We start from the raw sequence: 13,275 nt of genomic DNA, 5'->3' as shown, positions 1-13,275 counted from the left end.
TTGAACTCATCACGATGGCCCGCCGCGCCAACGCGTTACTCGGTTTAAAAACTCTCGCGAATCCAGCGGCCCACTCGCGAGAAGTAGCCGTCGGTTCCCGTACTCTGAAACAAGCCGCTGGAGCGCGGCTCGAAATACTCGATATGCGCCACCTGCGGATAAACCAGGAGGCCGACCACTGCCGAAAAGGCAGGGCCCTTTGCCGCTTCAGGCAAGCCCTTGATGCCGAGCGGACGCCCGACACGAACCTGACCCTGCAAGATGCGGCGCGCCGTTTCCGGCAGCCCGACGAGCTGGCTCGCGCCGCCCGTCAGCACGACCCGCCGTCCGGCCTGGGCCGCAAAGCCCGCGCCTTTCAACCGGTCGCGCACGAGTTCGAGAACTTCCTCGACCCGCGGCTTGATGATGCGAACGAGGTGCGATTTCGGCAGATGATTCGGAACGTCGCGTTCGTCCTCGTCGACCTGCGGCACCGCGATCATGTCCCGGTCATCCGCGCTCGACGTGATGGCGGAGCCGTAGAGGGTCTTGAGCCGTTCGGCCGCGGACACGCGGGTCGTGAGACCGCGCGCGATATCCATGGTCACGTGGTGACCGCCGACCGCGATGGCATCCGAATGAACCAGATGCCCGTTGGAAAAGATGCCGACGCTCGTGGTGCCGCCGCCCATGTCGACCACGGCGCAGCCCATGTCGGCCTCGTCGTCGACGAGAGCGGACAGGCCCGCCGCGTAGGGCGTGGCGATCACGGCCTCGACGCCGAGATGGCAGCGCTCGACCGCGAGCATCAGGTTGCGCGCCGCCGCCGCCTCGGACGTGACCACATGCAGGTCCGCGCCGAGACGCTCGCCGATCATGCCGGCCGGATCGACGATGTGCTGCTGCCGGTCGAGCGAGAAGCCCGTGGGCAGAGCATGAAGAACCGTGCGGCCGCGCCGCAGATCGTAGCTCGACGCGGCATCGAGCACGCGATGGATGTCGCCGGAGCTCACCGCGCCGCGCACCGGGATATGCGCCTCGAAATGCTCGGACGCGAGGCGCCCGCCGGTGAGGTTGACGATCACCGACTGGATCTCGACCTTCGCCATCCGCTCGGCGGCGTGAACCGCCTGGCGGATCGCCGTTTCGGCCGCTTCCAGATCGACCACCACGCCGCCCTTGAGGCCCATGGAACGCTGATGGCCGATGCCGAGGATGCGTGCCACGTGGGTGCGGCTGCGCAGGGCCTCGACCTCGTCGGCCGGCTTCAGCTCCGCCACGACGCAGACGATCTTGCTCGTTCCCACGTCGAGGACCGACAGGATCGCGCTCTTGCGCGCGGACAGCGGCTTCAGGCGTGGCGTCAAACCGTGACCCGAGAGACTCATGTGTCGACCCCCTTGCCGCGCATTGGTTTCTTCTTGAGCGCCTCGGCGCGGGCCAGGGCTGCCTCTTCCGTCAACCGGACGACGACGCGATCCGCCATGCGCAGATCGACCGCCAGCACGTCCTTTTCCAGAATCTTCTGCTCGTTCTCGAGCTTCACGAGACGGGACAGCGCATCGGCCGCCCCGAGTTCCGGCAGGCGCACGTCCATGCCGTTGTCCATCTTGAGCGTCCAGCGCCGCCCGGCCACGAGGGTGCCAGCACGGATGCGGCTCTTGAGCGGACCCGCAGCCTCGAGCAGCGCGAGATAGTCCTTGCTGCGGGTGTTGGCGCCCTCGCCCACCACGAACGGCAGGTTGAGATAGCGCTCGTCCTGCATCAGGTCGATCACCGTGCCGTCCGCCGCGATCACGAACAACTCGCCGTTGTTCTGCCAGATCCCATGCGCCTCGCGTTCCGTGAGCGTGATGACGAGCTCGTTCGGATAGAGCTTGCGCACGGTCGCCGTCTTGACCATCGGCACGCGCTCGAGGCGCTCGCGCAGGTCGTTCACGTCGAGGAAGGCGAGCGACAGCTTGGAATTGATGCCCGCTGCGGCGAGCACTTCCTTCTCGGTCATCTGCGAGATGCCGGAGATCGTCACCTGATCGAGCCCGAGGCCGACCGATCGCGCCAGGGCATGATGCGGCTCGCCGTATTCGCGGATGAAGCCGTCGATATGGCCGCCCTGCCAGAGGCCGAAGCCGACGACCGCGCCGAAGAAGCCGAGGGCTAGGCCCGTTCCGAGGAAACGCGGAAGGCGCCGCTCGAGCGGAACGCTGGCCGAACGCCGGCGCACGCTGCGCGAGGATCCGAAGAGTTTCTTGATTCGCGAGGGCTTTTTGAAGGGGGCGGCGCCCGCCCCCCGGTGACCGGAGGAAGAGCGCGCAACGGCGAAGCCGGCCGGGTAGGCCGTCATCGGTTGCAGGTAGCGTCCTCCACCATCCATTGCACAAGCTCGCCAAACGAATAGCCCGCGTGGGCTGCCAGTTCTGGCACCAAGCTCGTCTCGGTCATGCCGGGTTGGGTGTTGACCTCGAGAACAACGAGTTCCCCGGTCCCCCCGGGAGTATCGTCGTACCGCAAGTCGGCACGGCTGATTCCCCGACAGCCGAGCGCTTGATGCGCCGTTAACGCCAACTCTTGGACCTTTTGGTAAATATTCGGTTTAATTTCTGCCGGGAGGACGTGAATGGAGCCGCCCTTCACATATTTCGCATCGTAATCGTAGAAGACCCCGGTGGCGGGCTGGATGTCGATGACCCCGAGCGCCCTGTCGCCCATCACCGCGCAGGTGAGTTCCCGGCCCGCAACATATGATTCTACAAGGACTTTCTCGCCGAAGGCCCAATCCTCACGCATCAGTTCCTGGGGCGGATGGGAGCGGTCCTCGCGGACGATGATGACGCCGACGGACGAGCCCTCGTTGACCGGTTTGATCACATAGGGAGCCGGAAGGACGTGGCTTTTGGCCGCCTCCAAACGGTTAACGACCTTTCCCTGGGGCACGGGCACGCCGGCCGCTTCCATGACCATTTTGGCCTTGTCCTTCTGCATGGCGAGCGCAGAGGCGAGAACTCCGGAATGGGTATAGGGGATTCTTAAGACTTCCAGCAGACCCTGGATGGTTCCATCCTCTCCGACACGGCCATGGAGCGCGTTGAACACCACGTCCGGCGCGACCGCCTGGAGCACGGTGGCAATGTCCGGCTGCACGTCGATGGGAGTGACCTTGTATCCCAGCCCTTCGAGAGCCTTGCAGCAGGCCCGGCCGGAATTGAGGCTCACCTCGCGCTCCGCCGACCAGCCGCCATAGAGGATGGCAACGTGCTTCGCCATGGGTCTCTCCCCTTCATGTACCCGGCGTTCCGGGATTATCAAAGAATGATGCGAATCAGGCTTTCGGCTTTCCGACCCGCTTGATTTCCCATTCGAGCTCCACGCCCGACATCTCGCGGACGCGGCGGCGCACCTCTTCTCCCAGACCTTCGATGTCGGCCGCCGAGGCGGAGCCATGGTTGATCAGGAAGTTGCAATGCATCTCCGACACCTGGGCATCGCCGATGCGTAGCCCACGGCAGCCCGCGGCATCGACCAGTTCCCAGGCCTTCCGGCCAGGCGGGTTCTTGAAGGTGGAGCCGCCCGTTCTCGTATTGACCGGCTGGGTGGAGGAGCGCGCCTCTGTGATGGCGTTCATCTCGGCGAGAATCTCGTCCGGATTGCCGGGACGTCCCTCGAACAGAGCTTCGGTGAAGATCACGTCGTCCGGCACGCTCGAATGGCGATAGGTGAAGCCCATCTGCGCGTTGGTGAAGCTCACCGCCTCGCCGGTGCGCGTGACGCCCCTGGCTTCGACGAGCACGTCCTTCGTCTCGCCGCCATAGGCGCCGCCGTTCATGCGCAGGGCCCCGCCGATGGCGCCGGGAATGCCGCGCAGGAATGACAGGCCGGCGATGCCCGCCTCCGCCGCCGCCCGCGCCACCTTCACGTCGGGCGCACCGGCACCGGCGCGCACGCGCAAGCCCGGCTCGACCGACACGTCGGCGAAGCCCTTGCCCAGCCGGACGATCACGCCCTCCCATCCGCCGTCGCGGATGAGAAGGTTGGAGCCGAGGCCCACGACGAGGACCGGCATGGCGCGGTCGAGACGCTGCAGAAAGTAAGCGAGATCGTCCGCATCGGCCGGGGTGAACAGAACCTGCGCCGGTCCGCCCGTGCGGAACCACGACAGCGGCGCCGTCGGCGCATTGGCCTCCAGCTTGCCGCGCAGTTCGGGCATGGCGGCCTTCAGGTCGGGAAGGATATCGGCGAACATCACGCCGCCTTCTCGCCGCCCAAAGCCTCGAGTTCGCCCGGCAGGGCATAAGCCCATTGGGTGATGTTGCCGGCGCCGAGGCAGATCACGTAATCGCCCGGTTTCGCCACACCCTTGATGAGCCCGGCGAGATCCTCGGACTTTTCGAGCGACATCACGTTGCGGTGGCCGCGGGCCTTGAGGCCCGACACGAGACCGTCGCGGTCGGCGCCGGGAATGGGCTGCTCGCCCGCCGCATAGACCGGCGCGACGACGACCGCATCCGCATCGTTGAAGCAGGTGCAGAACTGGTCGAAGAGCGACGACAGACGTGAATAGCGGTGTGGCTGCACCACGGCGATGACCTGCCCCTCCGTCGAGGCGCGCGCGGCCTTCAGCACGGCGGCGATCTCGATGGGGTGGTGGCCGTAATCGTCGAACACCGTGACGCCGTTCCACTCGCCCGTGCGGGTGAAGCGGCGCTTCACGCCGCCGAAGCCCGCGAGCGCCTTGCGGATCGCATCGGGCGTGACGCCGAGCTCATGCGCGACCGCGATCGCCGCCGTGGCGTTGAGCGCGTTGTGCGCGCCCGGCATCGGCAGCACGAGGTCTTCAAGCTCGAGACGGAAGCCCGGGCGGCGGTCGCGGATCATCACGCGGAACTTGGTCTGGCCGCCCCGCGGATCGACATCCATGATGCGCACGTCGGCCTGCGGGTTCTCACCGTAGGTGATGATGCGCCGGTCCTCGATGCGGCCCACGAGGTCCTGCACGGTCGGATGGTCGATGCACATCACGGCGAAACCGTAGAACGGGATCGAGTTGATGAAGGAGTGGAAGGCGTCCTTGATGGCGTCGTAGGTCCCGAAATGATCGAGGTGCTCGGCGTCGATATTGGTCACGATGGCCACGTCCGCCGGGAGCTTCAGGAAGGTGCCGTCGGATTCGTCCGCCTCCACGACCATCCACTGGCCGTCACCCATGCGGGCATTGGTCCCGTAGGCGTTGATGATGCCGCCGTTGATGACCGTGGGGTCGAGTCCGCCCGCATCGAGCAGCGTCGCCACGAGGGAGGTCGTGGTCGTCTTGCCGTGGGTGCCCGCCACCGCCACGCAGGACTTGAAGCGCATCAGCTCGGCCAGCATCTCGGCCCGGCGCACGACCGGCAGGCGCTTCTCGCGGGCGACGACCAGCTCCGGGTTGTCGCGCTTGATCGCGGTCGAGACCACGACGATCTCGGCATCCTCCACGTTCTCGGCCTTGTGGCCGATGAAGGTCCTGATGCCCTTATCGTTGAGGCGCTTGACGTTGTAGTTGTCGGCCGCGTCGGAGCCCTGAACCGTGTAACCCAGGTTGTGCATGACCTCGGCGATGCCCGACATGCCGATGCCGCCGATGCCGATGAAGTGAATGGGACCAAGCTTCGGCGGCAGTTTCATGGGTTTTTTCCGTTATTGTTCGAAGGGACAAGGGTGAGGACGGCCTGCGCAAGACGCTCGGCCGCATCCGTGATGCTGGCGCTATGTGCGGCGGCGGCGGCCCTGGTCAAGCGGTCAGGCTCTTGAAAAAAGAGCTTAATTTCCTGAGCCAGCCTCTCAGGGGTGAAGTCCGATTGCGGACAAACGATGGCAGCGCCCAGATCTCCCAGGGTTTTGGCATTGGCCGCCTGGTCCTGGTCGAGGGAGCCCGGCAGGGGCACGAGGATCGACGGGCGACCAATCACCGCGAGTTCCGCCACGGTCGACGCGCCGGATCGGGAGACGACGAGGTGGGCCTGGGCCAGCCGGTGCGGCAGGTCCTTGAAGAAGGGCTCGGCCTCGAACTCCACCCCGAGCGTCCGGTAATGCTCGCGGACCCGCTCAAGGTCCTCGCCCCGGGCCTGCTGGGTGATGGAAAGGCGGGCCCGCAGGTCCGCCGGCAGGCGCTCGATGGCCGGGGGGACCACGTCGCTCATCACCCGGGCGCCCTGGCTGCCGCCGACGACGAGGAGACGAAGCTTGCCGTCGTTCTCCAGGCCCGCATAGGCCTGCCGCGCGGCGTCCAGCACCGCCGGACGGATCGGATTGCCGGTGTGGATGCTCTTGCCCGGCACGTTCGCCGGAACGCCCTTGATGCCGGAAAAGCCCGTGGCGATCACCGTGGCGCGGCGGGCGAGGAGCCGGTTGGCCCGCCCCATCACGCCGTTCGCCTCATGGATCACCGTCGGCACCTTGAGGAACGATGCGGCGAGCACGGGCGGCACGGTGGGATAACCGCCGAAGCCCACGACCACGGCCGGCTTCATCTTGCGAATGAGAGACGCGGCCTTCAAGGTCCCCTGCCCCAGCAGCAGCGCGGCCTTCGCCATCTGCGGCAGCGAGCGGCCGGAAGGCGTCGCGGACGGGATCTCGACGATCTCGTCGGTCGGGAAGGAGCCCGCATAGGCGTTGGCGCGCTTGTCGGTGGCGAGCGCCACCCTGGCGCCGGAGGCCTTCAAGGCATTCGCCAATGCTTCGGCCGGAAAAAGATGACCGCCGGTGCCGCCGGCGGTCAGGAGGATGAGAGGTGACTTCATCCGCGCGGCCAATCCTGATTGTAGGTGTCCATCATCTCGGCCCGCGGGCGCCGTCGCGTGAGGGCGATCAGGAAGCCCATGCCGAGCGCGAGCGAGAGCAGCGAAGATCCGCCATAGGAGATGAACGGCAGCGTCATGCCCTTGGCGGGCATGAGATGCACGTTCACCATCATGTTGATGCAGGCTTGGAGGCCGAACATGAAGATCAGGCCCGTGGCCGCGAGTCGGCAGAACGTATCCTCGTTACGGCGCGCGAGCGTCAGGCCGCGCAGCACGATGAAGGCGAAGATGAGAAGCAGCGCGATGCACACGATGAGGCCGAACTCTTCCGCCGTGACGGCGAAGATGAAGTCCGTATGGGCGTCCGGCAGGATGCGCTTGACCGTGCCCTCGCCCGGCCCGCGTCCGAGCCAGCCGCCGCGGGAGAAGGATTCCATCGCCGTATCCACCTGGAAGGTGTCGCCGGAATCCTTGTCGAGGAAGCGCTCGATGCGGGCGCGCACGTGCGGCAGGAACTCATAGGCCGCCACGATGCCGACAAGCCCTGCGCCGCCGAGGCCCATCACCCAGAACCAGTGCAGCCCGGCGATGAAGAACAGGCCGCACCACACGATAGTGATGAGCATGGTCTGGCCGAAATCCGGCTGGAGAATGAGCGGCACGATGGTGGCCGGCAGGAGAAGAAGCGCCAGCAGCGTGCCCGGCACGTCCTTGCGCCGCGCGCCTTCCGAGAACGCCCAGGCGGAGAGAACCACAAAGGCGGGCTTCACGAATTCCGACGGCTGCAGGCCGAGCGGGCCGATCATGATCCAGCGATGCGCGCCCTTGATCTCGGGACCGTACTGGAACGCCAGCAGGATCAGCACCATGCCGATCGCATAGACCAGCAGCGCGAGACGCCGAATGTGGCGCAGCGACAGGAATGAGACCGGGATCATGATGAACAAGGCCGGGATGAGGAACATCACCTGCCGGTTCACGAAGTGGAACGTGGAGAGCCCGAGGCGCTCCGCGACCGGCGGACCGCCCGCCATGAGAAAGACGAGGCCGGCCAGCATGAGGATGGCGAGGCCTGCGAGGAGCAGGCGGTCGACCGTCCACCACCAATCGCCGAAAGCCGAGCGTTCCGCGCGTGACACCATGTCTAAGCCCCCTTGGCTTCGATGCCGGGCAATGCCCGGACCAGATCGCGGAAGTGGTTTCCGCGCACTTCGTAATTGGGAAATTGATCGTAGGACGCGCAGGCCGGCGACAGCAGGACGACGGCGGGTCCGCCCATCGCCAGCGCGTCCGCGGCCGCCTGTTCGACGGCCCTGTCGAGCGTGCCGGACAGGACATGCGCCACGTCGCTGCCGAGCGTCCTGGAAAATTCGTCCGCGGCTGCGCCGATGAGATAGGCCTTGCGGATCTTCGGGAAGTAGGATTCCAGCGGCTCGATGCCGCCTTCCTTAGCCTTGCCGCCGAGGATCCAGAAAATGTCGTCGAAGGACTTCAGCGCCTTCTCGGTGGAATCCGCATTGGTGGCCTTCGAGTCGTTGATGAAGAGGGCATGGCCAATGCGCCCAACCTCCTCCATGCGATGCGGCAGGCCGGGGAAGGTGCCGAGGCCGGACCGGATTTTTTCCAGCGAAACGTCGAGGGCCAGGGCGACCGCGACTGCCGCGGCGGCGTTCTGCGCATTGTGCGCGCCGCGCAGGGCACCGATGCCTGCCAGATCGGCCAAGGGAGCCGTGTCGGAATCCGTCACGCCGACGAGCGTTTCCCCATCGGCGAAGACACCCTTCGCCCCGATGGGCTCGACGGAAACACGCGCCACGTTCACGCCCCTGCCCTCGCAGGCCTCGGCGATGGCGCGGCTCATCGCATCATCGATGCCGATGACGGCAAGCCCCGCCTTCGCCACCAGACGCTCCTTGATGGCCGCATAAAGCTCCATCGTCCCGTGCCGGTCGATGTGATCGGGCGAAAGGTTGAGGTGAACACCGATTGTGGGGGCGAGCGAGGGCGTGAGGTCGATCTGGAACGACGAGCACTCGATCACGTGGATGCGGGTATCGGACGGCGGCTCGAGCGACAGGATGGCCGTGCCGATATTGCCGCCCATCTGCACGTCGCGACCGGCCTCGCGCAGGATATGCGCGATCAAAGCCGTCGTGGTGGACTTGCCGTTGGTGCCGGTAATCGCGACGAACGGCGCATTCGGCGCGATCTTGGCCCGTTCGCGGCAGAACAGCTCGATGTCGCCGATGATCTCGACGCCCGCTTGCCTCGCGAGCCGCGCCGACCAGTGAGGCTCGGGATGCGTCAGCGGCACGCCGGGCGAGAGGATGAAGGACGAGAAGCGCGACCAATCCGCCTCGCGCAGATCGGCGGTTTCGATGCCCTTCGCGCCGGCTTCCGCCATCTTGGCCGGATTGTCGTCGCAGGCGACCACATGCGCGCCACCCGCCTTCAGGGCGAGAGCCGTCGCCAGACCCGATCCGCCGAGGCCGAAGAGCGCAACCGTTTTGCCCGCGAAGGTGGTGACGGGGATCATGCGCCTTACCGCAGCTTGAGGGTAGCGAGGCCGGTGAGCGCCAGCACGACGGAGATGATCCAGAAGCGGATCACCACCTGCGGCTCGGTCCAGCCCAGCTGCTCGAAATGATGGTGGATCGGCGCCATCTTGAAGACGCGCTTGCCTGTGAGCTTGAACGACGCGACCTGGATGATCACGGACATGATCTCCAGCACGAAGAGGCCGCCCACGATGGCGAGCACGAATTCGTGCTTGGCCGCCACCGCAATGGTGCCGAGAAGGCCGCCGAGAGCGAGAGATCCGGTGTCGCCCATGAAGATCTGGGCCGGAGGCGCGTTGAACCAGAGGAAGCCGAGGCCCGCCCCGATGAGCGCGCCGCAGATGACCGCAAGCTCGCCGGTGCCGGGCACGAAATGGATCTGCAGGTAGTTGGAGAACACCGCGTTGCCGGTCAGATAGGCGATGAAACCGAAGGTGCCGGCCGCGATCATCACGGGCACGATGGCGAGACCGTCGAGACCGTCGGTGATGTTGACGGCGTTGCCCGCGCCGACGATCACGAAGCCGGCGAAGACGATGTAGAACCAGCCGAGATTGAAGATCAGGTCCTTCGAGAAGGGCAGCGCCAGCTTGTTCGCAAGCCCGGGCGTCGCCATGTAGGAGATCGCCAGGCAGGCAACCGCCGCGATCAGGGCCTCGATGGCGAGCCGCGACTTCCCGGAGAAGCCCTTGTGCGACTGCTTCGTCACCTTCAGGTAATCGTCGTAGAACCCGATGGCGCCGAAGCCCACGGTGACGAACAGCACGACCCAGACATAGTGGTTGGCTAGGTTCGCCCACAAGAGCGTCGAGATCAGTACGCCCGCCAGGATCATCAGGCCGCCCATGGTCGGCGTGCCGCGCTTCGTCAGAAGGTGCGATTGCGGCCCATCCTCGCGAATCGGCTGTCCCTTGCCCTGGCGCAGGCGCAGGAGCGAGATCATCCACGGGCCGAAGAGGAAGACGATCAGCAGGGCGGTCGCCGTCGCGCCGCCGGTCCGGAACGTGATGTAGCGGAAAATATTGAGCGGACTGAAATAGGGGCTGAGCTCAGCCAACCAGGTCAACATCGATTATCCTTTCAGCGCGTTTGCCGTCGGGCTCGCGCCGTAACGTTCTTTCAAAGCTTTGACAACCAGGGCCATCTTCATGCTGAGCGAGCCCTTGACGGTGACTGCATCGCCGGGACGCACCGCCGCGCAGACGGCATCGACCAGTTCGGCCGATGTGTCCACATGGGCGGCGACTTTGGCCTTCGGCAGCGCATCGACGAGGTTCCGCATCAGGGGACCGGCCGCGAACAAAAGGTCGATCCTGTTCGCCTCGATGGCCTCCGCGAGCTCCGCGTGCAGGCGGGGCCCCGTTTCGCCGAGTTCCTTCATGTCGCCCAGGACGGCGATGCGTCGTGCGCCGCGCCCGAGTTCCACCGCCCCCAGATTGGCGAAGGCCGCCCGCATGGACGCGGGATTGGCATTGTAGCTCTCGTCGATCAGCAACGCCTCATCGTCGCCGAGGGCAAGCATGGTCCGCTCGCCGCGCCCGACCGGCGGCTTCAGCTCCGCGAAGGAGAGCGCCACGAGCGCGAGGTCGGCGCCGAGCGCATGGGAGGCCGCGAGCACGCTCAGGGAATTGAGCGCGATGTGCCGGCCCGCCGTGCCGATCCGGTAGGTCAGGGGCTGGCCGAAGATCGTCGCGTCCACGACCGAATGATCGGGCTTCACGATGATGCGGTGCGCCCGGATATCCGCCGCCTCATGCTCGCCGAAGGTGATCACGCGGCCGGCCGGGGACGCAGTGGCATGGGCGCGCATCCGCTCGAAATAGGCGTTGTCGCGGCTGATGACCGCCGTGCCGCCGGGCTCCAGCCCCGCGAAGATCTCGCCCTTGGCATCGGCGATGCCCCAGAGCGAGGGGAAGAACTCGATATGGACCGGCTCGACCGTGGTGATCACCGCCACGTGCGGACGCACCATGCCGGTCAGCGGCAGGATCTCGTACGCATGGTTCATGCCGATCTCGAACACGCCGAAGGCGCTCTCGCGCGGCATGCGGGCGAGAGTCAGCGGCACGCCCCAATGATTGTTGTAGGACGCGACCGACGCATGGGTCGCGCCCTGCCGGGCGAGCGCGAGGCGCATGGCCTCCTTCGTGCCGGTCTTGCCGACGGAACCCGTGATGGCGACGATCTTCGCGTCCGTGCGCTCTCGCGCGGCGCGCCCGAGCCTGCGCATGGATTCGAGCACGTCCGGCACGATGACGGGCCTGTCGGAATCCCTGAAGGCGGAAGCCTTTTCCTCCGCCACGACAGCCGCCGCCGCGCCCTTCTCCAGGGCCGCCGCCACGAAATCGTGCCCGTCATGCACATCGCCCTTGATGGCGAAGTAGAGATCGCCGGGCTCGAGGGTGCGCGTGTCGATGGACGCCCCTGTCGCCTGTGCGAAGCCACCACCGACGCGGGCGCCGGTGGCGGCTAGGATTTCATCCAAGGTCCATAGGGGCGAATTCATCCCTGCCTCTCCGCAATGGCCGCCCGGACTTCGTCGTGGTCCGAGAACGGCAGGGTCCGGTCGCCGATGATTTGGCCCGTTTCATGACCTTTGCCGGCCACGACCAGAATATCGCCTTCCCGAAGCTCCTTCACGGCCGTGCGGATGGCCTCGGCCCGGTCGCCGATTTCCCGCGCGCCGGGCGCGGCCTTCATGACCTCGGCGCGGATGGCGGCCGGATCCTCGGAGCGAGGATTATCGTCCGTGACGATGACCACATCCGCCTTGTCGGAGGCGATGCGTCCCATGAGCGGACGTTTTCCCCGGTCCCGGTCGCCGCCGCAGCCGACGACGCAGAACAGACGTCCCTTCACGAAGGGGCGCAGGGCATCGAGCACGTGGGCGAGCGCATCGGGCTTGTGCGCGTAATCGACGATGCAGATCGCGCCGTCGACCTCGCCCACCTGCTCCAGGCGGCCCGACACGCCCTTGAGGGTCTCGAATCCCTTCAGCACGTCCTCGGCCCTGCCCTCGCCTTCGACGGCGAGGACGAGGCCCGCCGCCACGAGAGCGTTCTCGACCTGGAAGGCTCCGAGCAGCGGCAGCGTCGTCCGGATGGTCTTTCCATATGCTTCGACGGTGAGCGCCTGCGTGAAACCTTCAGCACGGGCTTCGACGAGACGGAGCGTCTCGCCCGCCCGGCCCGTGGTGATGAGCTTCAGCCCGCGGTCGCGCACTCCCTGCAGGAAGATGTCCGCATAGGGTCCGTCCGCATTGATGATGGCAGGCGCATCAATGGGCAGAAGCGTGTCGAACAGGCGCATCTTCGCCTGCGCATAGGCTTCCGTCGTGGCGTGGTAATCGAGATGATCGCGCCCGAGATTGGTGAAGCCCGCAACCTGCAGGCGCACGCCGTCGAGGCGGCGCTGGTCGATGCCGTGCGAGGACGCTTCCATGGCGAGCCGCGTAACGCCGTCACGGGCGAGGCGGTCGAAGTTCTCGTGCAGCGAGATCGGATCCGGCGTGGTGAGCGAGCCGTAGGCGGCGCCGTCGGACGTGATGATGCCGAGCGTGCCGACGCTCGCGGACTTGTAGCCGAGATGCGCGAAGAGCTGGCGCACGAAATCGGCCACCGAGCTCTTGCCGCTCGTCCCCGTGACGGCGACGACCTTCTCCGGCTGCATCGGATGGAAACGCGCCGCCGCGAGAGCCAGCGTGCGGCGCACGTCGCCGACCTGAACATAAGCGACATGGCCCGGCAGATCGGACGGGCGCGCCGCCTCGCCGACGATGGCGACCGCGCCGGCCGCCACCGCCTGCGGCACGAAACTCATGCCGTCCACCTTCGTGCCGGGCACGGCGAAGAACAGGGTGCCCTGCCCCACCTTGCGGCTGTCGGAGGCGATCCCCGAAACGGCGAGAGGGGCATGTTCATGCCCCTGCGCTTCAACGACCAGATCGCCGAGTTTCTTCGTCATTT

11 protein-coding genes are annotated in these 13,275 nt (G+C 66.4%); all 11 read right to left on the bottom strand.

From position 1 onward, the window contains the following. Positions 1-44: 44 nt before the first annotated feature. From ftsA to H0S73_RS09360, 11 genes are read right to left on the bottom strand one after another with little or no spacing between them, the layout of a single operon-like run. Positions 45-1,367: a cell division protein FtsA gene (gene ftsA, locus H0S73_RS09410; protein WP_181051922.1), complete on the bottom strand. Its 1,323-nt coding sequence runs from the start codon at positions 1,365-1,367 to the stop codon at positions 45-47. Then, positions 1,364-2,353: a cell division protein FtsQ/DivIB gene (locus tag H0S73_RS09405; protein WP_181051921.1), complete on the bottom strand. Its 990-nt coding sequence runs from the start codon at positions 2,351-2,353 to the stop codon at positions 1,364-1,366. Before H0S73_RS09405 ends, ftsA begins: the two co-directional genes overlap by 4 nt. Further along, positions 2,320-3,243, bottom strand: coding sequence for a D-alanine--D-alanine ligase (locus H0S73_RS09400; protein ID WP_181051920.1), 924 nt, complete (start codon positions 3,241-3,243; stop codon positions 2,320-2,322). The genes H0S73_RS09405 and H0S73_RS09400 overlap by 34 nt, the downstream gene beginning before the upstream one ends. Before the next feature lie 55 nt (positions 3,244-3,298). Further along, entirely contained in the window at positions 3,299-4,219 is a 921-nt protein-coding gene (gene murB, locus H0S73_RS09395; RefSeq protein ID WP_202049788.1) for a UDP-N-acetylmuramate dehydrogenase, read from the bottom strand. Beyond that, complete coding sequence (murC, locus tag H0S73_RS09390) at positions 4,219-5,637, bottom strand: UDP-N-acetylmuramate--L-alanine ligase (protein WP_181051918.1); 1,419 nt, start codon at positions 5,635-5,637, stop codon at positions 4,219-4,221. The genes murB and murC overlap by 1 nt, the downstream gene beginning before the upstream one ends. After that, entirely contained in the window at positions 5,634-6,752 is a 1,119-nt protein-coding gene (gene murG / locus H0S73_RS09385) for an undecaprenyldiphospho-muramoylpentapeptide beta-N-acetylglucosaminyltransferase (protein WP_181051917.1), read from the bottom strand. Before murG ends, murC begins: the two co-directional genes overlap by 4 nt. Next, on the bottom strand, positions 6,749-7,894 hold the full coding sequence (gene ftsW / locus H0S73_RS09380) for a putative lipid II flippase FtsW (RefSeq protein WP_181051916.1): 1,146 nt from the start codon (positions 7,892-7,894) through the stop codon (positions 6,749-6,751). The genes murG and ftsW overlap by 4 nt, the downstream gene beginning before the upstream one ends. Positions 7,895-7,896: 2 nt before the next feature. Next, complete coding sequence (gene murD, locus H0S73_RS09375) at positions 7,897-9,288, bottom strand: UDP-N-acetylmuramoyl-L-alanine--D-glutamate ligase (RefSeq protein WP_181051915.1); 1,392 nt, start codon at positions 9,286-9,288, stop codon at positions 7,897-7,899. A gap of 5 nt (positions 9,289-9,293) precedes the next feature. After that, positions 9,294-10,379, bottom strand: coding sequence for a phospho-N-acetylmuramoyl-pentapeptide-transferase (gene mraY, locus H0S73_RS09370; protein ID WP_181051914.1), 1,086 nt, complete (start codon positions 10,377-10,379; stop codon positions 9,294-9,296). 3 nt (positions 10,380-10,382) lie between these two features. Next, positions 10,383-11,816: a UDP-N-acetylmuramoylalanyl-D-glutamyl-2,6-diaminopimelate--D-alanyl-D-alanine ligase gene (locus H0S73_RS09365; protein WP_181051913.1), complete on the bottom strand. Its 1,434-nt coding sequence runs from the start codon at positions 11,814-11,816 to the stop codon at positions 10,383-10,385. Continuing rightward, positions 11,813-13,273, bottom strand: coding sequence for a UDP-N-acetylmuramoyl-L-alanyl-D-glutamate--2,6-diaminopimelate ligase (locus H0S73_RS09360; RefSeq protein ID WP_425488184.1), 1,461 nt, complete (start codon positions 13,271-13,273; stop codon positions 11,813-11,815). Before H0S73_RS09360 ends, H0S73_RS09365 begins: the two co-directional genes overlap by 4 nt. Positions 13,274-13,275: the final 2 nt, after the last annotated feature.

Source organism: Microvirga mediterraneensis, from assembly GCF_013520865.1.
GTDB classification, from domain to species: domain Bacteria; phylum Pseudomonadota; class Alphaproteobacteria; order Rhizobiales; family Beijerinckiaceae; genus Microvirga; species Microvirga mediterraneensis.
Note: the sequence above shows the minus strand (reverse complement) of the source record. Positions and strands in the feature narration are given on the sequence as shown.